Origin of the sequence: Microbacterium marinilacus (assembly GCF_019753765.1) — a bacterium.
Classification (GTDB): Bacteria; Actinomycetota; Actinomycetes; order Actinomycetales; family Microbacteriaceae; genus Microbacterium; species Microbacterium marinilacus.
The window spans coordinates 52,778-77,198 of the sequence record NZ_JAIJZW010000003.1 but is presented as its reverse complement, the minus strand read 5'-3'; the positions used below and the strand labels follow the sequence as shown (position 1 = coordinate 77,198).

24 protein-coding genes are annotated in these 24,421 nt (G+C 72.8%); 17 read left to right on the top strand and 7 right to left on the bottom strand.

The features are described from left to right. Positions 1-25: 25 nt before the first annotated feature. From K5S26_RS06040 to K5S26_RS06015, 6 genes are all read left to right on the top strand, one after another. Positions 26-403, top strand: coding sequence for a hypothetical protein (locus K5S26_RS06040; RefSeq protein ID WP_221856981.1), 378 nt, complete (start codon positions 26-28; stop codon positions 401-403). A gap of 124 nt (positions 404-527) precedes the next feature. Next, positions 528-881, top strand: coding sequence for a hypothetical protein (locus tag K5S26_RS06035; RefSeq protein WP_221856979.1), 354 nt, complete (start codon positions 528-530; stop codon positions 879-881). 13 nt (positions 882-894) lie between these two features. Continuing rightward, positions 895-1,575, top strand: a complete 681-nt coding sequence (locus tag K5S26_RS06030; RefSeq protein WP_221856977.1) for a hypothetical protein — start codon at positions 895-897, stop codon at positions 1,573-1,575. A 124-nt stretch (positions 1,576-1,699) separates the two neighbouring features. Then, the gene (locus K5S26_RS18655; protein ID WP_221856975.1) at positions 1,700-2,782 is read left to right on the top strand and encodes a peptidoglycan-binding protein; all 1,083 of its coding nucleotides are present in this window, start codon (positions 1,700-1,702) and stop codon (positions 2,780-2,782) included. After that, positions 2,779-3,453 (top strand): ABC transporter ATP-binding protein, encoded by a 675-nt coding sequence (locus K5S26_RS06020; protein WP_221856973.1) that lies wholly within the window; start codon positions 2,779-2,781, stop codon positions 3,451-3,453. The genes K5S26_RS18655 and K5S26_RS06020 overlap by 4 nt, the downstream gene beginning before the upstream one ends. Beyond that, a complete protein-coding gene (locus K5S26_RS06015; RefSeq protein ID WP_221856971.1) occupies positions 3,450-4,550 on the top strand; it encodes an ABC transporter permease in 1,101 nt (366 codons plus the stop codon). The genes K5S26_RS06020 and K5S26_RS06015 overlap by 4 nt, the downstream gene beginning before the upstream one ends. Positions 4,551-4,658: 108 nt before the next feature. On the opposite strand, the gene K5S26_RS06010 is transcribed toward K5S26_RS06015, so the two are convergent. The 4 genes from K5S26_RS06010 to K5S26_RS05995 form a co-directional block, all read right to left on the bottom strand. Continuing rightward, positions 4,659-5,045, bottom strand: coding sequence for a type II toxin-antitoxin system VapC family toxin (locus K5S26_RS06010; protein WP_221856969.1), 387 nt, complete (start codon positions 5,043-5,045; stop codon positions 4,659-4,661). Next, positions 5,042-5,311, bottom strand: a complete 270-nt coding sequence (locus tag K5S26_RS06005) for a hypothetical protein (protein WP_221856967.1) — start codon at positions 5,309-5,311, stop codon at positions 5,042-5,044. Before K5S26_RS06005 ends, K5S26_RS06010 begins: the two co-directional genes overlap by 4 nt. Positions 5,312-5,351: 40 nt before the next feature. Next, a complete protein-coding gene (locus K5S26_RS06000) occupies positions 5,352-6,257 on the bottom strand; it encodes a serine hydrolase (RefSeq protein WP_308122805.1) in 906 nt (301 codons plus the stop codon). Between the two features lie 180 nt (positions 6,258-6,437). Beyond that, positions 6,438-9,728, bottom strand: coding sequence for a DEAD/DEAH box helicase (locus tag K5S26_RS05995; protein WP_221856965.1), 3,291 nt, complete (start codon positions 9,726-9,728; stop codon positions 6,438-6,440). A gap of 83 nt (positions 9,729-9,811) precedes the next feature. Here K5S26_RS05995 and K5S26_RS05990 point away from each other — a divergent pair, with 83 nt between their 5' ends. Continuing rightward, entirely contained in the window at positions 9,812-10,408 is a 597-nt protein-coding gene (locus K5S26_RS05990) for an ATP-binding protein (protein WP_221856963.1), read from the top strand. Positions 10,409-10,529: 121 nt separating this feature from the next. Here the strand turns inward: K5S26_RS05990 and K5S26_RS05985 are convergent, their stop codons facing one another. Beyond that, positions 10,530-12,500, bottom strand: a complete 1,971-nt coding sequence (locus K5S26_RS05985; RefSeq protein ID WP_221856961.1) for a M13 family metallopeptidase — start codon at positions 12,498-12,500, stop codon at positions 10,530-10,532. Positions 12,501-12,638: 138 nt separating this feature from the next. Beyond that, entirely contained in the window at positions 12,639-13,400 is a 762-nt protein-coding gene (locus K5S26_RS05980; RefSeq protein WP_221856959.1) for an IclR family transcriptional regulator, read from the bottom strand. 153 nt (positions 13,401-13,553) lie between these two features. Between K5S26_RS05980 and K5S26_RS05975 the strand changes: the two genes are divergently transcribed. The 5 genes from K5S26_RS05975 to K5S26_RS05955 all read left to right on the top strand — a co-directional run bounded on the left by K5S26_RS05975 (position 13,554) and on the right by K5S26_RS05955 (position 18,962). Then, positions 13,554-14,171, top strand: coding sequence for a bifunctional 4-hydroxy-2-oxoglutarate aldolase/2-dehydro-3-deoxy-phosphogluconate aldolase (locus K5S26_RS05975; RefSeq protein WP_221856957.1), 618 nt, complete (start codon positions 13,554-13,556; stop codon positions 14,169-14,171). Next, positions 14,168-15,127, top strand: coding sequence for a sugar kinase (locus K5S26_RS05970; protein ID WP_221856955.1), 960 nt, complete (start codon positions 14,168-14,170; stop codon positions 15,125-15,127). Before K5S26_RS05975 ends, K5S26_RS05970 begins: the two co-directional genes overlap by 4 nt. Positions 15,128-15,179: 52 nt before the next feature. Next, complete coding sequence (locus K5S26_RS05965) at positions 15,180-16,541, top strand: MATE family efflux transporter (RefSeq protein ID WP_308122804.1); 1,362 nt, start codon at positions 15,180-15,182, stop codon at positions 16,539-16,541. 10 nt (positions 16,542-16,551) lie between these two features. Continuing rightward, positions 16,552-17,565, top strand: a complete 1,014-nt coding sequence (locus K5S26_RS05960; RefSeq protein ID WP_308122803.1) for an aldo/keto reductase — start codon at positions 16,552-16,554, stop codon at positions 17,563-17,565. Between the two features lie 83 nt (positions 17,566-17,648). Next, the gene (locus K5S26_RS05955; protein ID WP_221856953.1) at positions 17,649-18,962 is read left to right on the top strand and encodes a M23 family metallopeptidase; all 1,314 of its coding nucleotides are present in this window, start codon (positions 17,649-17,651) and stop codon (positions 18,960-18,962) included. A gap of 40 nt (positions 18,963-19,002) precedes the next feature. Here K5S26_RS05955 and K5S26_RS05950 read toward each other — a convergent pair whose 3' ends face one another. Beyond that, positions 19,003-19,680: a TrmH family RNA methyltransferase gene (locus K5S26_RS05950; RefSeq protein ID WP_221856951.1), complete on the bottom strand. Its 678-nt coding sequence runs from the start codon at positions 19,678-19,680 to the stop codon at positions 19,003-19,005. Between the two features lie 30 nt (positions 19,681-19,710). On the opposite strand from K5S26_RS05950, the gene K5S26_RS05945 reads away from it, so the two are divergent. From K5S26_RS05945 to K5S26_RS05925, 5 genes are all read left to right on the top strand, one after another. After that, positions 19,711-20,343 carry a metal-dependent transcriptional regulator gene (locus K5S26_RS05945; RefSeq protein WP_221856949.1) on the top strand — a complete coding sequence of 211 codons (633 nt, stop codon included), beginning with the start codon at positions 19,711-19,713 and terminating at the stop codon, positions 20,341-20,343. Positions 20,344-20,567: 224 nt separating this feature from the next. Further along, a complete protein-coding gene (locus K5S26_RS05940; RefSeq protein WP_221856948.1) occupies positions 20,568-21,488 on the top strand; it encodes an ABC transporter ATP-binding protein in 921 nt (306 codons plus the stop codon). A 19-nt stretch (positions 21,489-21,507) separates the two neighbouring features. Then, positions 21,508-22,359 (top strand): ABC transporter permease subunit, encoded by an 852-nt coding sequence (locus K5S26_RS05935; protein ID WP_221856946.1) that lies wholly within the window; start codon positions 21,508-21,510, stop codon positions 22,357-22,359. 84 nt (positions 22,360-22,443) lie between these two features. Beyond that, entirely contained in the window at positions 22,444-23,724 is a 1,281-nt protein-coding gene (locus K5S26_RS19140; protein ID WP_221856944.1) for a sensor histidine kinase, read from the top strand. Then, a complete protein-coding gene (locus K5S26_RS05925) occupies positions 23,721-24,416 on the top strand; it encodes a response regulator (RefSeq protein WP_221856942.1) in 696 nt (231 codons plus the stop codon). Before K5S26_RS19140 ends, K5S26_RS05925 begins: the two co-directional genes overlap by 4 nt. The last annotated feature ends 5 nt before the right edge of the window (positions 24,417-24,421 follow it).

The following is a 24,421-nucleotide window of genomic DNA, read 5'->3' as shown; positions in this document are numbered from 1 at the left end:
CAGTCCAAATCGACCGGGGGTTGCCATGAAAAGTATTGTCGCCTTCATCGAATCAACCACGGCGGTAAGGAAAAGAATCCTGTTCCCTACCGCAACGTACGGCTTTCTCGCTACGATGCTGGCCCTCCTTATTTTTGCAGGATCAGCAGCCGCCGCTCACGCGGCGGACAGTACGACATGGCGAGGTGGATGGCGTGACTGTGGAGGCACAGCGGTGGTCATCGACTCCCAGACCACTGGGTACACCATTCATCGACACATCGTGGGCGCTTACGAGCCTGATTTCCAGTGGCAGAATGGCAGCGCCATCACACGGCGGATCTCCACCCTGTTCACCGAGGTGACGGCAACCGAGGTAGAGACTGATGCGTACCTCAGTACGGCTCGCGCCTACTGCGATTGATCCTCCCACGCTGCACTCGACGTCAAGACCGATGAGTGCAGCGATCGGGCGACCACGATAGGCGACGTTGGTGTGCCGGTTGCCTTGCACGTACGCTTTCATATCGCTGCGAAAGGACTACGCCATGAGCGTCACGCAGAAGCACGGCACCCAGCCGCGGCCGGCGAAATGGGCAAGAGTTACCCTCGCGGGGGTTTTCGCCGCCCTTCTTACGTTCGGCACCACAACGGCGGCGAATGCTTGGGAATATCCCGAGTGGAACAACTACAGCTGCGGTGGAACCTACATGGTCGAGCTTTACTCGAAGTCCAATGGGCGAACCACACACACGCACGTTTCCACGTCACAAGGCAGCTACAACCACAACTGGGAACACGGATCCGCGTTCGTCCAGAGATGGTCCGCGCACATCAAGAGCGGTTACTTCAGCATGGCCTTCCCTGAGTCTCAGAGTTACACAATTGGGTGCGACGTCTGAGGCCATGCTGACCGTGAGCACCAGCACAGATTTCCCCGCGCTTCTCCGTCTAGGAATCGCCGGAGTCGCCCTGCTCTCCCTATCGGCATGCACGAGCACGACACCGACAGATGCCGAATCGCCGTCACCGCCCGCCGCCTCGGTCCCATCCTCCAGCGGTTCGGAGGATGGGGCCAATGAGGAGGACCAGGCGTGGGCGCAGGCATTGCGGCGTGCGCCCAGTCTGCAAGATACCGACAGACCCGTGGTGGAGATGGTTCGCTACATCGAGATCGCGGACTTCGGCAAGGTCATGGTCGACTGTCTCAATGAGGCAGGCTTCCCGGACGTAGCCCTCACCGCGGACGGAGAGGGCTACAGCACCCAGGCCGGTGACGCCGCCCAGGCGGAAGCGCTGGCGTTGGCTGAGTACACGTGCAAGACCCAGTTCCCGGTCGATCCGAGGTTTCTTGAGCCATTGACCGAGGCCCAGATCCGGATGATCTACGACTATTCGGTAGGACCACTGACCGACTGCCTGGAGGCCCAAGGCCACGTCATCTCAAACCCGCCGGCCTTCGAGGTGTTTCGAGATCAGTACCCGCAAGGTCGCTCCTGGAGTCCGATCGATGACGCCACCGCAGCACTCTCGAGCCAGGAATCGATCGAGCTCATCAAGATCTGCCCGCAACTACCCGAGGGGCTCTACGGGTGAGGTTCAGTCTGCGTCGCGGTGGCGACATCACGGCACCGGATGAGCACTGCTCGTCGCTGATCCTGCCGCCGTCGGCGCGTCTCTCCGCACGCGGTGATGCGGCTCACGCCACGGTGAGCGTTGCGTGAGCCGGCAACAGCGCTCCCGGCTGCGCGCGTTGCTCGGCTGGCTCGGCGTCGGCGCCCTGCTCTTGGGCGGAGGCTTCGCCGTCGGTTGGGCTGCGCACGAGATTGCCCGACCGGTCGCCACGGAGACGGAAGTCGCTCCGACGCTCACTCAGATCGAGGAGGGTCGCGTGGGTTCGACCATCACCCTCGGGGCGTCGGTCCAATGGGACGAGGCCCCATTGCCCGCCAGCCAGGCGGCCGGGATCCTCACCGATCTCCCCGCCGAACCCGTGCAGGTCGCCGAGGGGGACGTGCTCTACACCGTGAGCTTGCGGCCCGTCGTGCTGGGCGATGGCGAGATTCCGATGTTCCGCGACCTCGGGGCCGATGCCCGCGGCCAGGACGTCACCCAGTTGCAGTCCATGCTCTCTCGCCTCGGGTACTACAGCGGCGCGAGCGACGGGGTGCTCGGAGCCGACACCGCGAGAGCGATCCGGCTATGGCAGGACAGCCTCGGTCTCGAAGATGACGGCATCGTGCGCGCCGGTGATGTCGTCTTCCTTCCCGGCGGTCGTGCGACGGTCACCGCCGCCGAGGAGCGCCGTGTCGGCGACCAGCTTTCCGGCGGTGAGGCCGTCCTGACCCAGCTATCGGACGTGCCCCGGGTGGCGCTGAGCCTTACGGAGAGCCAGCAGACGCTCGTCGCAGCAGGCATGCGGGTGAGCGCCCCGCGCCCCGATGGACAGGGCACCTGGGAGGGTTCCGTCGGGCAGACGCTGCCAGCCAGCCAGCAGGGAGGGGTCCAGGTCGAACTCATCGACGACGCCGAGGCTCCGCTGTGCGGGTCAGAGTGTGCCCAGCTGGGTGGCGCCGGCACGTTGCTGGTGAGCATCCATCAGATCGAGCCGGTGTCAGGGCTCACCGTGCCCGCTTCCGCCATCAGCATCGACGCCTCAGGAGCCGCATTCCTCGAGCGCGAAGACGGACAGAACGTGCAGGTCGACGTCCTTGCCTCTGCCGACGGGATAGCCGTGATCTCGGGGGAGGGGGTCGCCGCCGGAGACACCGTGCGGATACCCGATCGCGGCGAGGCACAATGAGTCTCGAGCACCCCCCGTTGCTGGCGGCCGACGACGTCGGCTTCGCCTACCGTGCAGGCACGCGCCCGTTGATCTCGGGTTTCACCGAGAGCTTTGAGCGCGGCAGCATGTCGGCACTCGTGGGACCGAGCGGCTCGGGGAAGTCCTCTCTGTTGTTCTTGATGGGCCTCATGCTCACCCCCACCAGCGGCACGGTCCTCGTTGACGGGCGACCCGCCTCCTCGACCTCCGATGCCGAGCGCTCCCGTCTGCGCGCGGAGATGTACGGCTTCGTCTTCCAGGATGCCGGGCTCGACCCCCGCCGCAGCGTCATCGACAACGTGTTGCAGCCACTCGCTTTCCGCGGGGAGAGCGCGGAGCCGTGGCGCGAACGTGCTTGTACGATGCTCGACGACCTGGGCGTCGAGGTGCCTCACGACCGCCGCCCGGGCGAGGTCTCCGGCGGTCAGGCGCAACGGATCGCACTCTGCCGGGCTCTGCTGGCGGATCCTGCGATCATCCTCGCTGATGAGCCGACGGGCAACCTCGACCATGACTCCGCCGACGTCGTCATCGCCCGCTTGCGGAAGCATGCCGAGGACGGATCCGCGGTGCTCGTGGTCACCCACAGTCGCGAGGTCGAGGAGCTCTGCGACCGCACGATTGCGATCGGCACGAAGGGCGGCTCGTGACGCCCCTGCGCCCCCTGCTCATGGAGGCGTTCAGGGAACTGCGCGCCAACCTCACCATGGCGCTCGTCGCCGTCGCACTCACCGCCGCCGTCGTGGTGGTGGTCTCGCTCTCCTACGGGCGCGCGGTCACCGCCGCGCAGGATGCCGTGCGGATCATGGACTCGACCGCTGCGCGGACGATCACGGTGCGCTTCGACGACGCAGCCGAGACGCCGGTATCGAAGCTGCAGGCATTCGGTCGACTGTCTTCCGTGGATACGTTGCTGTTGCTGGGCCCGATTCGGAATGCCAGCAACCACATCACCGGCGATCCACGAATCGGAATACGTGACTGCCACCCGGGATCGGACATCCGGATATGCCCCGAGGACACGGCGCTCCCACAGGCATTCGCTAGCCGCGAAGTTCTGAAGAAGCTGGGCTTCACCGGCGACACCGGCGTGCTGTCCGACGGCAACATGAGCTACGTGCTTCGCGCTGACGACGCCCCGTTGTTGTCCGTGGGCGGGCAGTTCGCCCACCAGGCCATCGGCGTCGTACCCACGGCCGGCGCAGCCGATGCTCGGGACCTGACAGTCTCACAGGCAGTGCTCGTCGCCAGTTCGCGTACGGCGGTGCCGACCTTGTTGGGCGTCGTGAGCAGCACCCTGTCGGGGGTGGATCCCACTCACTACACCGTCGAGCACCGGCTGGACCTGGTCGAGGCAGGTCGGCTCGTTGATTCCACGCTGCTGCAGTCCAGCCGAGCACAGGCTGTCCTCGTGCTCGGCATTGCCGGGATCATGCTCGCCCTCGCAGAGTACTCAGCCGCTCGCACCCGTCGCCGTTTCGCCGGTCTGCGCCGCGCCCTCGGCGCGCGCCGCTGGCAGATCGTCATTCTCGCCATGACGACTTCCGCGCTCTCGGGCGTGCTTGGGGTGCTTCTCGGCGCGGCCTGCTCGCTGAGCATCAGCTTCGCCACCGGTGCCAGCGTCCCACCACCGGCGTTCCTCACGGCGCTGGCGGTGATCACCCTCGCCGTCGCGGCCCTCGCGGCCGTCGTGCCCGCGGTCTACTCGAGTACCCGACAACCGGCCCGTGAGCTGCGTATGCCATGACAGGCGTCCCCGCCTGCACGGCTGGCCCGCTCCGAGCTCGCCCCCGGCGTCGCATCCGGCGCATGTGCGCTGCACGGCCCGATGTCCGCTCAGCGCGGGAGGCGGCCATCAGGACGCGACGAATTCCCGTCCATGCTCCCGCGCCACGGCCGCGAGACGGTCGTCGAAGGTCGCGATCCTCCCGTCGATCTGCTCGGCGGTCAGCAGCACGCAGCAGTCCGGTAGCTTCAGCCCGGTCGTCGCGCGCAGACGCGCCAACCGGAGCGCGGCCGACGGATCCATCTCGGTGACCGCCACGCCCAGCGAATCGAGACGGGCGAGCATCGCGCTCTCACGGCCATCGCGCGCGGGGCGCACCAGCACTTCGGCAAGCGTGACCGTGTTCACCGTGACGTCGTCGTCGCCCACGTCGTCGAACAACTCGATCGCACGCCGATGATGGGCGTCGGAGCGGGTCGCTGCCGCGATGATGACGCCGGCGTCGAGCACGATCATTCGGGCCAGTCCTTGCGGAGCTCCTCGAGATACCCCGGCTCGTACAAGCCGTCGAACTCATCCGCCAGGGCGTCGAGAGCGGCGCGCCGAGCCGCCCGCCGCCGGTCGGCATCCGATTCGAGAGCCTGCTCGCCCGCCTCCAGGAGGCGGAGGATCAGACGACTCGGACGATCGGCGTCCTCCGGCCAGCGCTTCGCCGCTGCAGCGAGGGAACGCGCGACAGCGGGCGTCCTGGTGATCGCATAGCGAGGGAGAGCGGTGGGCACTGCGCAAGTGTAGCACTTGCTCAGTACGGTGTCACACCGCTCAGGTCGCGTACTCCAGCAGGTCGCCGCCGAGCGCGTGGAACGCCGCGTGCGCGCGATGGCGATGCAGCAGCGACAGGTCGTCGAACGCGACGATTAACGCGTACGCGAACGCCCCTCGCCGCCCGGCCACGACGCCCGCGTCGGCGCGCACGCCCCGCTCGCGCCCCGTCTTGGCGAAGTGCACCAACCCATGTCCGTCCGGCGTATGCGAGAAGGGGTCACCGCCGACCGTCGCTCCGACGAGCCCCACGTCGCCCACCGGGCTGAGCCACCCCACCACCCGCTCGCTCACGGGCGTGCTCACGACCTCGCCCGCGGCGAGCGCCGCGAACAGGGCGGCGAACTCGCGCGCCGTGCCCAGCGCGACATACGGGGCGTCGTCGGGCCCGCGCTCCGCGCGGAACCCGTCCAGCAGGGCCGAGCGGGGCATCCCGAGGTCGACGTAGCGCCGGGTCACCGCCTCGTGGCCGACGCGCTCGAGCAGTGTGTTCGCGGCGGCGGAGTCGCCGTAGGCCCCCGCCAGGAGGGCCAGGTCGATCAACGGCAGCGTCGGCGCGGCCATCCCGCGCCAGGGACCGGCCGGGGCGAGCGTCTCGCCGTCGGGGCGGTCGACGAGCTCGAGCGGGTCGAGCGCGCCGTCCTCGATCAACGCCGCGGCCTCCACGAGCAGCGGGACCGTGCCGAGACCGCCGACCGGCAGGGGCACGTGGTCGTCGCCCTCCAGCACCACCTCGCCGCGGTCCAGCTCGGCGACGTGCACCGCCACCTGCGCGCCCGCGAGCGAGAGCTCCTCGAGGGCTCTCGTCGTCGCCCGGAACGTGCGCGTCTGACGCCCGCGTCCGCGTCTCGCGTCACGTCGCGTGCCGTGCCGCACCTTCATCTCACCTCGGGGATCAGCGCCCACGTCGCCCCTTCGATCTCGCCCCCGCCGTCCATTGTGCGTCCTCTCACACGTCATCCGCGCGTCGCCCAGAAGTCGATCCGGTGAAGTGTCCGGTCATCCGCGGCCCGGACCGCGGGACGAACCGGGCCGGCGCGGTACGGTACGCCACTGAGTGGGACGACGCCCTCCGTCCGCCGCGGATCACTCCTCGATGAGCCCGCGGAAGTCGGCCGCGCCCAGCGCGCCGACGGTGGTCGCGTCTCCCCCGCCGAGGACGTCGCGGAACAGGCGCGACTTCTTCTCCTGCATCGCGACCACCTTCGCCTCGATCGTCCCCCGCGAGATCAGCCGGTAGACCATGACCGGGCGCGTCTGGCCGATGCGGTGGGCGCGGTCGGTCGCCTGCGCCTCCGCGGCGGGGTTCCACCACGGGTCGAGCAGGATGCAGTAGTCGGCCTGCGTCAGGTTGAGACCGAAGCCGCCGGCCTTGAGCGAGATGAAGAACGCGGGCACCTCGCCCGCGGTGAACCGCTCGATCATCCGGGCGCGGGCCGCCATCGACACCGAGCCGTCGAGGTAGGCGAACGGGATGCCGTGCCGCTCCGCCACGCCCGCCGCGCGCCCCAGGAACTGCGTGAACTGGCTGAAGACGAGCACGCGGTGCCCGTCGGCGACGATCTCGTCGAGCAGCTCGCCGAGCATCTCGAGCTTCGCCGAGGGCGCGCGCTCGTCCCCCACCAGCTCCGGGTCGAGCGCGAGCATCCGCAGCGTGGTCAGCGAGCGCAGGATCTCCATCCGGTTCGCGTCCACGTCGTCGAGCAGCCCCAGCACCTTCTGGCGCTCCCGCTGCAGCCGCGCCTGATACATGCGCTGATGCGCGGGATGCAGCTCGACCTCGAGCACCTGCTCGGTCTTCTCCGGCAGGTCGGACGCGACCTCCTCCTTGGTGCGGCGCAGCATGAAGGGCCGCAGCCGGCGCCGCAGCCGCCCGAGGCGCTCACCGCTGCGCTCTCGCTCGATCGGCTTGCGGTACTGGTCGGTGAACGAGCGCTCGCCGCCCAGCAGGCCGGGCGCGACGAGCGAGGCGAGCGCCCACAGCTCGAGCAGGTTGTTCTCGAGCGGCGTGCCGGTGATCGCGAACTTCGAGGGGACGTCGAGCAGACGGGCGCAGCGGTAGCCCTGCGAGCGGTGGTTCTTGATCTGCTGCGCCTCGTCGAGCACGAGCACCCGGAATCCGAGCGCCTGGTACTCCTCGAAGTCGAGCCGGAACAGCGCGTAGCTGGTGACGACCAGTCGCGCGTCGCCGATCGCCTCGCTCAGGCGCGTGCCGCGCTTGCCGCTCGTCTCCTCGACGCCGGTCGCCGCGAGCCCCGGCGCGAACCGGGCCGCCTCCGCCACCCAGTGCGACACGACGCTGGTCGGCGTGACCACGAGGAACCTGGCGGGCGGCCCGGCCGGGTCGGCCCCGTCGCGCTCCGCCTCGTCCTGATGCCTCGCGCGCTCCAGCGCCGCGAGCACCTGCACGGTCTTGCCGAGCCCCATGTCATCGGCGAGGATGCCGCCCAGCCGGTGGGCGCGCAGGAAGTCGAGCCACGACAGCCCGATCCGCTGATAGTCGCGCAGCGTGGCGCCGAAGCCCGGCGGCGCGTCGACGGGCTCGATCCGGTCGGCGTCCGAGAGGGCCCGCAGCCGCTCGAGCCACTCGTTCGCCTGCGCCTCCACGACGCCGGTGCCGACCAGCTCCTCCCAGAGGTCGCTCTGCCAACGGCTGATCCGCAGGGGACCGGTCGTGCGGTCCTGCAGCGAACGCGCCTCCTCGAGCAGCTCTCGCAGAGGATCGAACCGCGTGGTGTCGAGCGCGAACACCGTGCCGCTGGGCAGCACGACGTAGCGGTCGCGGGCGACGAGCGCCGTCAGCAGCATGCCGAGCGGCACCGGCTCACCGCCGACGTCGACGCTCACCTCGAGGTCGAACCAGTCGGTGCCGTTCGGGGTCGCGGCGACGTGCACGACCGGGGGATCGGCCGCGAAGCGGTACTCGGGCAGCTCGTCCGTCTCGTCGACCCGCACGCCGTCCACTCCGCGCAGCGCCGGCAGCACCCGGCCGAGCAGGTCGACGGTCTCGTCCCGCGTGAGGCTGGCGTCGCCGAAGCCGGTGCCCTGTCGCACGCCGAGCAGCCCGGCGTGCTCGCCGGCGGCCGACTCCACGGCGTCGCCGATCGTCCGCTCGTCCGCGACCATCCGCACCACGCCGCCCGCGCGCGCCCCGTCCGGATACTCCCAGCGCCAGACCAGCCGCGCGCGGCCGTCCGCCAGGGCGATGGTCAGCACGAGCACCGGGCGCGCAGGCGCCGGGATGTCGTACGTCGCCGTGGGCGAGCGCAGCGGCGCCACCCGCCGCAGCCGGGGCAGGTACTCGCGCTCGAAGTCGGCCAGCGCGTCGTCGGGAACGGTGAACGCGGCGCCCTGCGCCAGCCGGGTGAAAGCGTCGGCGAGCGGCTCGCGCAGCGGCACCAGCTCGTGCACCCGCTCGGCGTCCGCCAGCGCCATCGCGGCGACGGGCGATCCGACCGGGAACGTGCGCCACCCGTCCGGCAGCGCGCCGCCGGGCCCGTCCGCCGCGCCGGGGGCGGCCGCGTCCAGGTCGATCACCGGGCGCACGTGCAGCTCGCCGTCATGGCGGTCCAGGGCGACGTGGTGCCCGGCCGGCTCGGCACGCAGCGTCACCTCCGGCTGGGCCTTGGTGTCGGCGACCAGCTGCACGCCGGCGTCGCGCAGCTCGGCGAGCACCTGCCACAGCCCCCGGCTGGGCAGCTCGTCGAGCCGGATCCACTGCGGCGCGCGATCGTACGACCCCCACCGGCTGCGCGACCCGCGGCCCGCCGCGGGCCCGGCGGCGGGGAAGTGCTCGCGCGCCTCGTACAGCGCCTCGAGCTCCCCGAGCGTGCGGCGCTGCGGACCCGTGAGACCGGGGCCGTCGAGGTCACGCCAGCCGATGCCCGTGCGGATCCACGTGCCGCGCGTGCCGCGGACCGCCGGGCGCACGTGCACCGCGGCGCTCTCGCCGCGCGGCTCGTCGATGCCGATCAGCAGTGCCACGTCGACGGGCTCGCCGCCCGGCTCGTCGCCGAACGCCCGTGCCAAGGCCCGACGCCATGGCTCGACCATGCCCGACGGCTCCGCCCCGGGGCGCGACGCGAGCGGGTCAGGCACGACGCCCGTCGCACCGTGCGCGATCAGGTGCAGCACGGCGGCGGCGTGCACGCAGCCCTCGGCGCCGCACTCCTCGCACTCGACGCGCACGCCCGTGCGGTCGTCCAGGTCGATGTACACCGCCCAGCGGCCGACGCGCGCCTCGTAGGACGTCGTCCCGCGCAGGTCGAACCGGTCGACGATGCGCGCGACACCCTGGTCGGCCAGGTGCGAGCCGTGCTGGATCATCCACGCGGGCAGGATCCGCGGCAGGTCACCGGGGGTCAGCACGAGCGGCATCCTTCGAGCCTAGGCGCGGTCGGCGACACGGGCCGCGCCGCCCTCACCGTCGTCCCAGCACGACTGCGCGAGAATCGTCTCTCGTGCCCACCGATGCCCCGCCCCGCGCCCAGGTCGTCCTGATCGGCGGCGCGAGCGGATCGGGCAAGTCGCGTCTGGCTGAGCGGTCCGGCCTGCCGCTGCTGCGCCTCGACGACTTCTATCGCTCGGGCGACGACCCCGCGCTCCCGCGCCTCGACTCCGGCGAGGTCGACTGGGACCACCCCGGCTCGTGGCACGCGGATCGCGCCCTCGCCGCGCTCGACGAGCTCTCGCACACGGGTCGCACCGAGGTGCCGGTCTACGACATCGCCGCGAACGGCCCCGTCGGCACGCGCCTGCTCGAGCTCGGGGGCGCGACGCGCTTCGTCGCCGAGGGCGTGTTCGTCGCCGAGGTCATCGCCGAGGCGCGGCGGCGCGGCCTCCTCGCGGACGCCGTGTGCGTGCGGCGCTCCCGCTGGCTCAGCCTCGTGCTGCGCTTCGTGCGGGACGTCCGCGAACACCGCAAGCCGCTGCCCGTCCTCGTCCGCCGGGGCGTGCGTCTCGCGCGGCAGGAGCCGGCGATCGTCGCCCGCCTCGCGGACGCCGGTTTCCGCCCGGCCTCGGTGCGCGGCATCCGGGCGCTGCTCGCCCGCCCCTGACCGTCCCCGTCCCGCCCCCACCCCCGTCCCCGTCCCGCCGAGAATCCGTCCGCGCGCCGATAATGCAGCGGCCACACGCATTCTCGGCGCAGGAACGGATTCTCGCGGCGGAGGGCTCAGGTCACCAGATCGTGACGCGCTGCTCCGGCGGCAGCCACAGGGCGTCCGACTCGGTCACCCCGAACGCGTCGTAGAAGGCGTCGATGTTGCGCACGATCTGGTTGCAGCGGAACTCGTTCGGCGAGTGCGGATCGATCGTCAGGAGGCGGATCGTCTCGGCCTCGCGACCCTTCTGCTGCCACACCTGCGCCCACGACAGCAGCAGGCGCTGGACGCCCGTGTAACCGTCGACCACGGGCGCGGGCTCGCCGCCGAGCGAGAGCTCGTACGCCTTCAGCGCGATGCCGAGACCGCCCAGGTCGCCGATGTTCTCGCCGATCGTGAGGGCGCCGTTGACCTTGTGCGTCTCGTCCAGGCCCACCGGGGTGAGCGCGTCGTACTGCGCGATCAGGGCCTTCGTGCGCTCCTCGAACGCGCCGCGATCGGCCTCGGTCCACCAGTCGCTGAGCGCCCCGTCGGCGTCGTACCGGCTGCCCTGGTCGTCGAAACCGTGGCCGACCTCGTGGCCGATCACCGCGCCGATCCCGCCGTAGTTCGCGGCGTCATCGCGCTCCGGATCGAAGAACGGGTACTGCAGGATGGCCGCCGGGAACACGATCTCGTTCATCAGCGGGTTGTAGTACGCGTTCACTGTCTGCGGCGTCATGAACCACTCGTCGCGATCGATCGGCCCGCCGACCTTGCCGATCTGGCGGTCGTGCTCGAAGGCGCTCGCGCGACGCACGTTGCCGAGGAGGTCGGTCGCGTCGATCTCGAGCGCGCCGTAGTCCTTCCACTTCACCGGATAGCCGATCTTCGGCGTGAAGGAGTCGAGCTTGCGCAGCGCCCGCTCGCGGGTCTCCGGACCCATCCACTCGAGCGTCGTGATGCTGCGCCGGTAGGCCTCGAGGAGGTTCGCGACGAGGTCGTCCATCGCGGCCTTCGCGGCCGGCGGGAAGTGACGCTCGACGTAGACCCTGCCGACCGCCTCGCCGAGGGCCCCCTCGGCGAGCGCGACGCCGCGCTTCCACCGCTCGCGGATCTCGGGGACGCCCGTGAGCTCGGTGCCGTTGAACGCGAAGTTCTCCTGCACGAAGGCGTCGGGCAGGTACGGGGCCGAGGCCCGCACGACCTTGAACCGCAGCCAGGCCTTCCAGTCGTCGATGCGCTCCTCGGTCAGCAGCGTGCCGACGCCCTCGAGGAAGGAGGGCTGGTACGCGACGACCTCGGCGAACGCCGCCGGGTCGCCGGGCGCGACGCCCTCGAGCCACGGCGTCAGGTCGAGCCCGACGAGCTCCTGCACCTCGTCCCAGGTCTTCAGGTTGTAGGTCGCCACGGCATCGCGGCTGCGCACCTTGTCCCAGTGGTGCGAGGCGATCTCGGTCTCGAGCGCGACGACGCGGTCGGCCTGCGCCGCGGCGTCCTCGACGCCGGCCAGCCCGAGCATGCGCTCGACGTGCGCGCGGAAGGCGTCCCGCGTCGCGGCGAAGCCGTCGAGCCGGTAGTAGCTCTCGTCGGGGAGGGAGATGCCCGACTGCACCAGGAACGGCACGTAGCGCGTCGGGTCGCCCGGGTCGGGCTCGACGAACACCCCGATCACCGATGTCACGCCGGCGCGATCGAACTCGCCCACGGTCCGCAGGAACGACGGCACGTCGACGACCGCGTCGGCCTGCGCGAGCGGCGCCTCCAACGGCGCCGTGCCGAGCCGCGCGATCCGCTCCTCGTCCATGAAGCTCGCGTACGCGTCGCCCACCTTGCGGGCATCCGTGCCGGGCTCGGCGTCCTGCGACTCGACCACGATCTCGTGCACGTGCTTCTCGGCCTGCTCGGCGAGCAGGTGGAACGAGCCCCAGCGCGCCTTGTCGCCGGGGATCTCGGTGCGCTCGATCCACGAGCCGTTGACGTGGCGGTAGAGGTCGTCCTGCGGGCGGATCGTGTCGCTCAGCTCGTCGAGCGCGATCCCGGATCGGATGGTGGAGGCGTCCGTCATGCGTCCACCCTAGATCTCCGCGGGTGCGCCCGGGACGCACCCTGGAATCTCCGCGGATGCGTCCGGCACGCACCCTGGAATCTCCGCAGGTGCGCCCGGCACGCACCCTGGAATCTCCGCAGGTGCGCCCGGGACGGCTCAGGCCGGAGCGCCGAGCAGGGCGGAGATCTCCGCCGCCGCCGCGATCGCCGGCGGGGCCAGTCGCTCGATCGAGCGGCCGGGGTGCTCCAGCGCGATCGACGACACCGAGAGGCCGTGGGTGACGCGACCGGTGTGGTCGCGGATGGGCGCCGCGACGCACACCGTTCCCTGCTCGTTCTCGCCGAGGTCGAGGGCGTACCCGGCCTCGCGCACGCCGGCGAGCGCCGCCCGCAGCGCGTCCGGGTCGGTGAGCGTCGCCGGGGTGCGCGCGGGCAGCCCCGTGCGGCGCGCGTAGCCGGCGACCGCGTCGTCGGACCACGACGCGAGCGCGGCCTTGCCCATCCCCGTCGAGTGCATCGGGATCGCCAGTCCGACGCGCGAGCGCATGCGGTACGGCTTGGACGAGTCGGTGCGGATGATGTAGACCATCTCGTCCCCCGAGACGACGCCCACGTGCACCGTGCAGTCGACGTCGGCGACCAGCCGGTCGACGACGGGCTGCGCGAGCCGGGAGATGTCCAGACCCGACAGCGCGCGTCCCGCGAGGGTCATGAACCGCGGTCCCGCGCGGTAGCCGCCCTCGGCGTCCCCCGCGACGAAGCCCTCGTCGACCAGCGTCGCGAGGATGCGGTGGACGGTCGACTTCGGCAGCCCGGACCCCTCGACGATGTCCGTGAACCGCTCTGCGAGCAGCGCGGCCTCGAGCACGCGCAGCGTCTTGTGGCTCGCGCCCGCGACCGGCGCGTGGTCCTCGACCATGCTCTTCGACTCCCCGCTTCCCGGCGACCCAGGACGATGGTCTATCCTATCTGGTGGACCCGAGTTCCGCCTAACGGAACCTGACGAGACCGGCGAAGGAGCAGCAATGACGACCGCCCTCCCCCTCCCGACCACCGGCGCATCGGTGCGCCGATGAGCACGCCGCTGGACCACCCGCTGTTCCGCCACCGCGTCGTCCCGCTCGCGTCGGTGCGCGACCCGCGCCATGTCGACGCGATCGGCGACGGGCTGGCGGCAGGCGGGCTGCCCGTCGTCGAGGTCGCCCTGCGCGGTGAGCACGGCCTGCCCGCTCTGCGGCGCCTCGCCGGACGCGGCGACCTGCTCGTCGGCGCGGGGACGGTCCTCAGCGTGACCCAGGCGCACGAGGCGATCGAAGCCGGGGCCTCCTTCCTCGTCACGCCCGGCCTCGACGCGGAGGTGGTGGGCGCCGCCGCGGATGCCGGCGTGCCGATCGTGCCCGGCGTGCTCACCCCCACCGAGGTGCAGGCGGCGATCGGGCTCGGCCTGTCCCGCCTGAAGCTCTTCCCCGCCGGCGTGTTCGACGGACTCGCGCTGCTCGGGGCCTACGCCGACGTCTACCGCGACGTGCTGTTCATGCCGTCCGGCGGCATCGGCCCCGCCAACCTCGCCGAGCACCTGTCGCACCCCGCCGTCTTCGCGGCGAGCGGCAGCTGGGTGGTCGCCGGCGCGTCGCAGGGCGCCGCCGCGGTCGCCGAGGCGGCACGGCACGTGGTGGAGCTGACGTCGTGAGCCGGCTCGACGTCGTGGTCGTCGGCGAGAGCCTGGGCCTCGTCACCGCGACCCGGCCGGGCCTGCTCAGCCACGTGCGCGACATGCGGCTGGGATTCGGCGGGGCCGAGAGCAACGTCGCGATCGGCGTCGCCCGCCTCGGGGGCGCCTCGGGATGGATCGGACGCGTCGGCGCCGATGCGGTCGGCGACCTGATCCTGCGCGAGCTGCGGGCCGAGTCGGTCGAGGTGCACGCCGCCCGCGACGAGGGCGCCGCCACCGCCCTGATGCTCAAGGAGCGCCCGCAGCCGGGGACGAGCCGCATCAGCTACTACCGCCGCGACCAGGCCGGCAGCCGGCTCACGCCCGACGATGTCAGCGCCGAGGTCGTCGCCCGAGCGCGGGTGCTGCACGTGACGGGGATCTCGGCGGGGCTCGGCGGCGGGCCGCTGGCCGCCGTGCACGCGGCGATCGACCACGCGTCCGCGGCGGGCGCCCTGGTCTCGTTCGACGTCAACCACCGCAGCCGGCTCTGGGACGACGCAGCTGCGGCCGCCGACGCCTACCGCGGGCTCGCGCGCCGCGCGGACATCGTCTTCGCCGGCGACGACGAGGCCGAGCTGCTGACGGGCGCGACCGAGCCCGAGGCCCAAGCGGAGGCGATCCTCGCCCTGGGCGCCTCGCACGCCGTCGTCAAGCTGGGCCATCGCGGCGCTCTCGCCGCCTCCGCCGACGGGCTCAGGCTGCGGCGGGACGCCCTGCGCGTGCCGGTCGTCGACACGGTCGGAGCCGGCGACGCGTTCGTGGCGGGGTGGCTGACGGAGCTCGCGCGGGGCGCCACCGCCGAGCAGCGTCTCGACACGGCGATCGCGTGCGGCGCGCTCGCGTGCACCGCCGAGGGCGACTGGGAGGCGGCGCCGACCCGCGCGGCGATCGGTCGGCTCCGCGCGGGCGACGCCGACCCCGTCAGCCGCTGAGCCGCGCCGTCGGCGCGGCACGCTCGGTCGAGCCGTGGCCTACCGTGGGAAGGTGAGCCGCCCGACACCGCCGCCCCCGGCCGGCGCGGTGAACCGCGACATCCTCCGGCTCGCCGTCCCGGCACTGGGATCGCTGATCGTCGAGCCGCTCTTCCTCATGGTCGACGCCGCGCTCGTGGGGCACCTGGGCGTGGCACCGCTCGCGGGCCTCGGCATCGCGTCGGCGGTGCTGACGACGATCGTCGGCCTGATGGTGTTCCTCGCCTACGCGACCACGCCCGCCGTAGCGCGCCGGTTCGGCGCCGGCGACGTCCGCGGCGCGGTGTCGGTCGGCATCGACGGCATGTGGCTGGCACTAGGCATCGGGGCGGTGCTGGCGATCGCGGGCGCGTTCGCGACACCCGCCCTCGTGGCGGCCTTCGGCCCGGCCGCCGACGTCGCCGAGCACGCCGTGGCATACCTCGGCATCTCGATGGCCGGCCTGCCGGCGATGCTGATCGTCTTCGCCGCGACCGGTCTCCTGCGCGGGCTGCAGGACACGATGACCCCGCTGCGCATCGCCGGCGTCGGGTTCGTCGCGAACGCGGCGCTCAACGCCCTGTTCATCTACGGGTTCGGCTGGGGCGTGGCCGGATCCGCGACGGGCACGGTCGTGGCGCAGTGGGGCATGGTCATCGCCTATGCGGTCGTGATCGGCCGGCTCGCGCGGCGGCACGAGGCGCGGCTGCGCCCGGAGCGCGACGGGATCCGCGGCTCGGCGCGATCGGGCGGCTGGCTGTTCCTGAGGACGGTCAGCCTGCGCCTGTCGCTGCTGCTCACGGTCGCCGTCGCGACCGGACTCGGCACGCGAGAGCTGGCGGGATGGCAGGTCGTCTTCACGGTCTCGTCCACCGTCGCCTACGCGCTCGACGCCCTCGCGATCGCGGCGCAGGCGCTGATCGGCAAGAGCCTCGGCGCCGGCGACCGCGCTGCCGTCCGCCTCGTGCTGCGGCGCACGCTGGCGTGGGGCGCCTGGTTCGGCGTCGCGCTGGGCGCCGTGGTCGCGGCGCTGTCGGGCGTGCTCGGCCTCGCGTTCACGGGCGACGCGGGGCTCGCGACGCTCATCCAGCCGGCGCTGATCCTGATGGCGGTCGGGCAGCCGCTGGCGGGCGTCGTGTACGTGCTGGACGGGGTGCTGATGGGGGCGGGCGACGCGCGCTACCTGGCGCTGGCCGGCGCGCTGAACCTCGTGCCCTTCCTGCCGGCGCTGGCGCTGATCGCCGCTGCCGCCCCGAGCGGCGCCGCCGGCCTCGCCTGGCTGACCGTCGGCTTCTTCGGCGTCTTCATGGCGGCACGGGCGCTCACGCTCGGCGTGCGGGTGCGCGGGAGTCGGTGGATGACGGCGGGCGAGCGCCCCGCGCCCACGGCGCCCTAGGGTGGCTCGGGTGAGCACGGACACCCCCCTCGAGACGCACCTGATCGAACTGGGCGACGGACTGCGCGTCCCCCGCCAGGGATACGGCGGCATGTCGCTCAGCGACGTCTACGGCCCCGTCGGCGACGACGAGGCGCTGCGCACCCTCACCCACGCCGTCGACTCGGGCGTCACGTTCGTCGACACCGCGAACATCTACGGCCGGGGGCGGAGCGAGGAGATCATCTCCCGGCTGCTGCGCACCCGCCGCGACGAGGTGCAGCTGGCGTCGAAGTTCGGCATCCTGGCCGGCGGCGGCATCGGCCGGCGTGGCATCCGCGGAGACCGCGCGTACGTCCGAGAGCAGATCGAGCTGAGCCTCGCACGCCTGGGCACCGACCGCCTCGACCTCTACTACCAGCACCGCGTGGACCCCGAGGTGCCGATCGAGGACACCGTCGGCGCGCTGTCGGAGCTGGTGGCGGAGGGCAAGATCCTGCACATCGGGTTGTCCGAGGCGACCGGCGACGAGCTGCGGCGCGCGGCGAGGGTGCACCCGATCGCGGCCGTCCAGACCGAGTGGAGCATCATCAGCCGCGACGTCGAGGCGCACGTCGTGCCCGCGGCGCGGGAGCTCGGCATCGGCTTCGTGCCCTACTCGCCTCTGGGCAGGCAGTGGCTGACCGGCCTGTTCGACCCGGACGCGCTGACCGAGAGCGAGGGCCGACCGCGGTTTCCGCGCTTCGCTCCCGACGCGCTCGCGGCCAACCGGCCGGTGCTCGACGAGGTCCTCCGGGTAGCCGCGGAGGCGGGCGTCAGCGCCGCCCAGGTGTCCCTCGCCTGGCTGTACGACAAGGGGCGCGCGCTGGGCCTGCCCGTCGTGCCGATCCCGGGCACGCGCTCGCCGGCGAGGGTCGCCGAGAACCTCGCCGCCGTCGACGTCGAGCTGTCGGCGGATCACGTCGCGCGTCTCGATGCACTGGCCGCGCGCGTCGCGGGCCACCGCTCCTTCGAGCCCACCTGGGTGTCGTCCGGCCGGGAGTGACCCGGGATGAAGCGGCGGGTGATGCCCATGACCTGGGCTTTCCTTCCCGGCGCCGGCAGGGCATGATGGGCCGGGGGGAAATCATGCAGCCTGAATCGAACGCGCAGAAGCGCCCCGCGCCGGCCGGCTCGCCGCGCGCGGTAGCCGTCGTGCGCCCGGGCGTGGCGATCGCGCTGCTGGGGCTGCTGACCCTTCCCACCGGACTGGTCGCGGCGGCCGTGCCGTCGGTGTCGGACGAGGCGCAGCCGCGTTCGATCGCCGTGGAGGCCGCCTTCGCGAGCGCCGCCGAGGACGGCGAGTGGGACGGCCGGCTGGCGCCCACCGACCTCGCGCCGGCGGGCGCGCACGTGTCCGCCGAGGCCGAACGTCTCGAGGCCGAGCTCGCGATGCGCCAGGCGAACCTGTCGCCGAGCGCCTATGCGGCGACCACGGTGGACGAGCTCGCCGAGATCCGTCGCGACGACGGCCGCGAGCTCATCGAGGCCGCCATCGCGGCGGGCATCGACGTGGACCTCTCGCGGTTCGCCCCCGCCGACGCCGCGTACCTCGCTTCGCTCGGCGGCCTGAGCTGGCCCCTCGCGCAGATCTCCATCACCGACGTCTTCGGCGCGCGCGGCGGCCGCCACATGGGTCTCGACCTCGCCGCCGGCGCCGGCACGCCGATCGGCTCGGCCGCTCCGGGCATCGTCGTCCTCTCGAGCGAGAGCTACTACGGCTACGGGGTGGCGGTGATCGTGCAGCACCTCGACGGCGTGCAGACCCTCTACGGGCACATGACCAACGGCACCCGCCAGGTGAAGGTGGGCGACTGGGTCGAGGCGGGCGACGTGCTCGGCGGCGTCGGCAACACGGGACGCAGCTTCGGCAACCACCTCCACTTCGAGGTGCGCGTGGGCGGCGTCGCCCGCGATCCGCTGGCCTACCTGAACGGCTCGGTGAAGATCCCCGACCTGCCGACCGGCTCCGTCGCGCCCGTCGCGCCCGCGCCGGTGCCCGCCGGGACGCAGGAGCCGGCGAAGCCGAGCCCCTCCCCCACGCCGACGCCCACCAAGACGCCGACGCCCACGAAGACGCCGAGCCCGACGCCGACGCCGACCGGCACGCCGACACCTGCCCCGACGGGCACGCCGACGCCGACGACCCCGCCGGCCACGCCCACCCCGACGCCGACCACGCCGCCGGCGACTCCCAAGCCCACGCCGACCGAGCCGACGCCGACCGAGCCCGCGCCGACGGAGCCGGAGCCCACGAAGCCGGCACCGGCCCCGAGCACACCGGCACCGGCCCCGAGCACTCCGGCGCCTGCACCGAGCACCCCCGCGCCGTCGCCCAGCACGAAGACGTCGACCACGCCTGAGCCGGTGCCCACCGGCACCGCCTCCGCACCGGCGGCCTGAGGGCAAGGCGGGGCAGGGCGCCGCACCGGGGGCACGGAGCCTATGGGCCCCCTCCGGGGCCCGGTGCCGCATGGCGCCGACACCAGTCGTACATGACGATGGCGGCCGCCGCCGAGGCGTTGATCGAACGCGTCGACCCGTACTGCGTGATCTCGATGTGCCCCGAGGCCGCGGCGAGCGCCTCGTCCGACAGACCGGGGCCCTCCTGGCCGAAGAGCAGCACGCAGCGCGCGGGCAGGTCGGCGCGGTCCACCGGCACGGCCTCGCCGACGTTGTCGATCGCGAGGATCGGCATGCCCTCGTCCCGCGCCCACGCGGTGAACGAGGCGAGGTCCGGATGGTGCACGACGTGCTGGTACCGGTCGGTCACCATCGCCCCGCGGCGGTTCCAGCGCCGACGGCCGATGATGTGCACGGTGTCGGCCAGGAACGCGTTCGCGCTGCGGACGATAGACCCGATGTTCATGTCGTGCTGCCAGTTCTCGATCGCCACGTGGAACGGGTGGCGGCGGGTGTCGAGATCCGCGACGATCGCCTCCATCCGCCAGTACCGGTAGCGATCGATCACGTTGCGCGCGTCGCCCTGCGCGAGCAGCTCCACGTCCCAGACCGAGCCGGGGTCTCGCGCGTCGTCCGGCCAGTCGCCGGGCCACGGCCCGACGCCGTGGCCGCGGATCGGGTGCGTCTCGGCGGGGGCATCGGTGGGCTCATCCGTCACGTCGAAAGGCTATCCCCGTACCATCGAGGCGTGCCCTCGCCCGCGATCGACGACTACCTCAAGACCGTCTATGCCCACACCGAGTGGCAGGACGCGCCCATCACGCCGTCGGTGCTGGCCGCCAAGCTGGGCATCGCGCCGTCGAGCGTGACCGAGATGGTCAAGAAGCTCGGCGCGCAGGGCCTCGTGGCGCACGAGCCGTATCGCGCCGTCCGTCTCACCCCCGAGGGCGAGCGTCGCGCGCTCGAGACCGTCCGGCGGCATCGGCTGATCGAGACCTGGCTGGTCGAGGAGTACGGCTACGCGTGGGACGAGGTGCACGAAGAGGCCGAGGTGCTCGAGCACACCATCAGCGACCGTCTGCTCGAGAAGATCGACGAGCGGCTCGGACGCCCGCGCTCCGACCCGCACGGCGATCCCATCCCGGACGCCGACGGGCGCGTCGCGCGGGAGCGGTTCGTGCTGCTGGCCGAGGCGCCCGCGGGGCACGTCGGCCGCGTGCTGCGCGTCAGCGACCGCGACCCGGGCCTGCTGCGGCTCATCGAGCGCGCGGGCATCGCGGTCGGCCTCGAGGTGGAGGTCGCCCGCCCCGGCCTCGAGATCGGCGGCGAGCCCACCGCCCTCCCCGACGGCGCCGCCGACGTCATCTGGCTCACCGACTGACCCGCCCGCGACACCGCGCCCGGCCGGCGAGACCGCATTCCCCGGGCGACACCGTGCCCGGCGGCGCCTGTCTCGCCCGGCGATGTCTGTCTCGCCCGGGGAGCGCCGTCTCGGCCAGCGCGCGAGTCGCGGCGCGCGGCGTAGTACCGCGGGGGGACGGGGACGGCCGGATGTCCGACCCGGGCCCGACGCGCCGCGCACCCGCCGGTTCGTAGCGTCGAGGCATGATCACGGCACAGAACCTCACGAAGCGCTTCGGCGCGACGACCGCTGTCGACGACATCTCGTTCGAGGTGCGTCCCGGGCAGGTCACCGGCTTCCTCGGGCCCAACGGCGCCGGCAAGTCCACCACGATGCGGATGATCGTAGGGCTGGACCGTCCGGACGGCGGCTCGGTCACCGTGGGCGGCCGCCCCTTCGCCGCCCACGCCGCGCCCATCACCGAGGTGGGCGCCCTGCTCGACGCGAAGGCCGTCCATCCCGGCCGCACCGCGGAGGCGCACCTGCGGATGCTCGCCGCGACCCACGGCATCGGCCGCGACCGGGTCGGCGAGGTGATGGAGCTCACGGGCATCGAGTCGGTGGCCCGCAAGCGCGTCGGCGGCTTCTCGCTCGGCATGCATCAGCGGCTCGGCATCGCGGCCACCATGCTCGGCGACCCCCACACCCTCATCCTCGACGAGCCCGTCAACGGCCTCGACCCCGAGGGCGTGCACTGGGTGCGCGGCTTCGTGCGGTCCCTCGCGGCGGAGGGCCGCTCGGTCTTCCTGTCCTCGCACCTGATGAGCGAGATGGCGCAGACGGCCGATCACATCATCGTGCTCGGCAAGGGGCGGGTGCTCGCCGACGCCCCCGTGGACGAGTTCCTGCGCGGCTCGCAGCGCGAGCGCACCCGCGTGCGCTCCTCCGACTCTCGCGAGCTCGGCGTGCTGCTGGCGTCCGAGGGCGTCGCGATCACCGCGGCGTCGGGCGACGTGATCGAGGTCGAGGGGGTGCCCGCGGCCCGGATCGCGCGGGTCGCCGTCGAGGCCGGCATCGATCTGCACGAGCTGCTCCCCCAGCGCGGGTCGCTCGAGGAGGCGTACCTCGCCCTCACCGGCGACGCCGTCGAGTACCGCAGCAACCCCGCCGCCGCCGCGGCCTGAGCCCGATCGGAGCATCGAGATGACCACCCTCACCACCACACCGGACCACACGACGCCGCGACGCGCGGCCTCCGGCAGCACCGCCGCCCTGACGTTCGGCCACCTCGTCCGCGCCGAGGCCATCGGTCTGCGGAGCCTCCGCGGCACGGCCGTCACCCTCATCGTCGGCACGGCCTTCACCGTCCTGCTGACCGTCGGCGTCTCGCTCATGTTCGGGTTCGCCACCGCGCGACCCGACGAGCCCCTGCCCGCCGACGCCGTGCCGCCGATGTCGGGCATGGTCCTCAACGGGATCGCCGTGCTGCAGACCGTCGCGGTCCTCCTCGGCGTGAGCATCTTCGCCAAGGAGCACTCCACCGGCGCTCTGCGCACCCACCTGTCCGTCGCGCCCCGCCGCGTGGCCGTCGTGGGCGCGAAGGCCGTGGTCGTCTCGATCACGGTGTTCCTGTGGGGTCTGCTCACGCTCCTCGTCGCCACCGCCGGCGTCGTGGCGGTGTACAGCGGGTTCGGGCTGGACGCCTCGCTCGACGACGCGCTGCGGATCCTCGTGCTGCCCCTGCTCGGCGGTGCCCTGCTCGCCGCGCTGTGCGGCGTGCTCGGCCTCGGCGTGGCCGCCCTGCTGCGCTCGGAGACTTGGTCCGTGACGCTCGTGCTGCTGTTCCTCCTGCTGCTGCCGAGCGTCCTGATGTCGCTGCCGTTCGAGTGGGCGCCGCGGATCGCCGAGCTGCTGATGGGCCCCGCCGGCGCGGCGCTCCACACGCCGCACGACGCGATCGACGGCACCGTCGTGCGCGACATCGTCCTCGCCTTCGCGTGGCCGGCCGCCGCGGTCGCCGCCGGAGCCGTCGCCGTCTCGCGGCGAGACGCGTGACGGACGCCCGTCGTCCGACCCTCGTCTCGGCGCCGGCGGGGCCGCATCCGCTCGGGTGCGGCCCCGCCGCGTAGGGTCGTGAGCGTGAGCGCGCTCGAGCCGTCCGCCGCCGCGGCGCCCGCCGGGCCCGACGAGGGCGACCTCGCGCTGCCGCGCCCGCCGAGCGCCATCCGGCGCTGGCTCGGCCGCCATCCGGTCGTGGTCGACGCGGCCGTCGTGTTCTTCGCCCAGGTGGCGCCCGGGCTGCTCGTGCTGATCGCCGCGACCGCGCCGCTGAGCGACGTGCCGTTCAACGGATGGCACGTGGCCGGCACGGCCGCGAGCGTCACGGCCGGTGGCGTCGTGCTGATGCTGCGCCGCCGCAGGCCCCTGCTCGCCGCGATCGTGTGTGGCCTCCTCGCGGTGCTGCCCTCCCCCTACAACCTCGGCGGCGGGATCGCGGTGTTCGTCGCGCTGTACTCGCTCGGCGTCTACAGCACCATGCGGCGCACCTGGCTCGGCTACGGCATCGCGTCCGCCTTCACGGTCGCCGCGGCCGCCACGATCGGGCTCGCGGCAGCGCTGAACGACAGCGAGCCGATCCGGGGGCTGTTCGGCGAGGCGTCCGTGGCGCTGCCCAACATCGTCGTCTACCTGGTGCCGACGCTCATGGGCGTCACGATCGGCAACCGGCGGCGCTACGTCGAGGCGATCATCGCCCGCGCCTCAGACCTCGCCCGGGAGCGGGACCAGCGCGCACGGCTCGCCGTCGCCGACGAGCGCGCCCGCATCGCCCGCGAGATGCACGACATCGTCTCGCACAGCCTCACCGTGATCGTCACGCTGTCGGAGGGCGCGGCCGCCCAGGCGGAGGCGGGGCGACCGGGCGCGCCGGATGCGATGCGCACGGTCGCCGAGACCGGCCGGTCGTCGCTGGCCGAGATGCGCCGCCTGCTGGGAGTGCTGCGCGCCCCCGGCGAGGAGGCGGGCCGCACGCCGCAGCCCGGCGCCGCCGACCTCGACGAGCTCGTCGAACGTTTCCGCGAGGCGGGCATGCCGGTGCGGCTGGTGCGCAGGGGGCCGCCGGTCGACGACCGCGCGCTGCAGCTGGCGGTCTTCCGGATCATGCAGGAGGGCCTCACGAACGCGCTGCGCCACGCCCCCGGTGCGGCGGACGTCACGGCGCGGGTCGCTCACGACGCCGACGGGGTGGTGGTCGAGGTGACCAACGGCCCCGGCACGCGCCCCGCGGTGTCGCCCGCGGGCCGCGGCAGCGGCATCGTGGGCATCCGGGAGCGTGTGGCCGTCCACGACGGCGAGGTCGAGGCCGGGCCGGCGCCCGGGGGCGGATGGCGCCTGCGCGCGCAGCTGAAGGAGGAGACATGACCGATCCCACGACCGGCGACCCCGGCGCGACGACGGAGGCGCCGGTGCGGGTCGCGATCGTCGACGACCAGCACCTGGTGCGGCTCGGCCTGCGGATGGTGCTGGACGCGCAGCCCGACATCGAGGTCGTCGCCGAGGCCACCGACGGCGCCGAGGCGATCGACCTCGCCGGGCGCGGCGGGCTCGACGTCATGCTGATGGACGTCAGGATGCCGGGCGTCGACGGGATCGCCGCGACCGAGCGGATCGCGCGCGACGGCGACCTGCCGCGCATCCTCGTGCTGACCACGTTCGACCTCGACGAGTACGCGTTCGCCGCCCTGCGCGCGGGCGCGAGCGGCTTCCTGCTCAAGGACGCCCGGCCGGCCGACCTGCTCGGCGCGATCCGCGCCGTGCACGCCGGCGATGCGGCGCTCGCCCCCAGCGTCACGCGCCGCATGATCGAGCAGTTCGCGGCCCCCGCGGCGCCGGAGCGACGCCCCGACCCCCGGCTCGCGACGCTCACGCCTCGGGAGCACGAGATCTTCGCGGCGATCGCGGAGGGCCTCACGAACGAGGAGCTCGCGGAGCGCTTCTTGCTCGCGCCGTCCACCGTGAAGACCCATATCGGCCGGATGCTGCAGAAGCTCGGCGCCCGCGACCGCGTCCAGCTGGTGATCCTCGCCTACGAGGCGGGCGTCGCCGGGCGCTGACCGCG

What these genes read in the sequence shown, in the direction of transcription:
- K5S26_RS06040 (WP_221856981.1), top strand. Translation starts at nt 26, where the DNA reads ATGAAAAGTATTGTCGCCTTCATCGAATCAACCACGGCGGTAAGGAAA.
- K5S26_RS06035 (WP_221856979.1), top strand. Translation starts at nt 528, where the DNA reads ATGAGCGTCACGCAGAAGCACGGCACCCAGCCGCGGCCGGCGAAATGG.
- K5S26_RS06020 (WP_221856973.1), top strand. Translation starts at nt 2,779, where the DNA reads ATGAGTCTCGAGCACCCCCCGTTGCTGGCGGCCGACGACGTCGGCTTC.
- K5S26_RS06010 (WP_221856969.1), bottom strand. Translation starts at nt 5,045, where the DNA reads ATGATCGTGCTCGACGCCGGCGTCATCATCGCGGCAGCGACCCGCTCC.
- K5S26_RS05995 (WP_221856965.1), bottom strand. Translation starts at nt 9,728, where the DNA reads ATGCCGCTCGTGCTGACCCCCGGTGACCTGCCGCGGATCCTGCCCGCG.
- K5S26_RS05985 (WP_221856961.1), bottom strand. Translation starts at nt 12,500, where the DNA reads ATGACGGACGCCTCCACCATCCGATCCGGGATCGCGCTCGACGAGCTG.
- K5S26_RS05980 (WP_221856959.1), bottom strand. Translation starts at nt 13,400, where the DNA reads ATGGTCGAGGACCACGCGCCGGTCGCGGGCGCGAGCCACAAGACGCTG.
- K5S26_RS05975 (WP_221856957.1), top strand. Translation starts at nt 13,554, where the DNA reads ATGAGCACGCCGCTGGACCACCCGCTGTTCCGCCACCGCGTCGTCCCG.
- K5S26_RS05955 (WP_221856953.1), top strand. Translation starts at nt 17,649, where the DNA reads ATGCAGCCTGAATCGAACGCGCAGAAGCGCCCCGCGCCGGCCGGCTCG.
- K5S26_RS05940 (WP_221856948.1), top strand. Translation starts at nt 20,568, where the DNA reads ATGATCACGGCACAGAACCTCACGAAGCGCTTCGGCGCGACGACCGCT.
- K5S26_RS05935 (WP_221856946.1), top strand. Translation starts at nt 21,508, where the DNA reads ATGACCACCCTCACCACCACACCGGACCACACGACGCCGCGACGCGCG.
- K5S26_RS05925 (WP_221856942.1), top strand. Translation starts at nt 23,721, where the DNA reads ATGACCGATCCCACGACCGGCGACCCCGGCGCGACGACGGAGGCGCCG.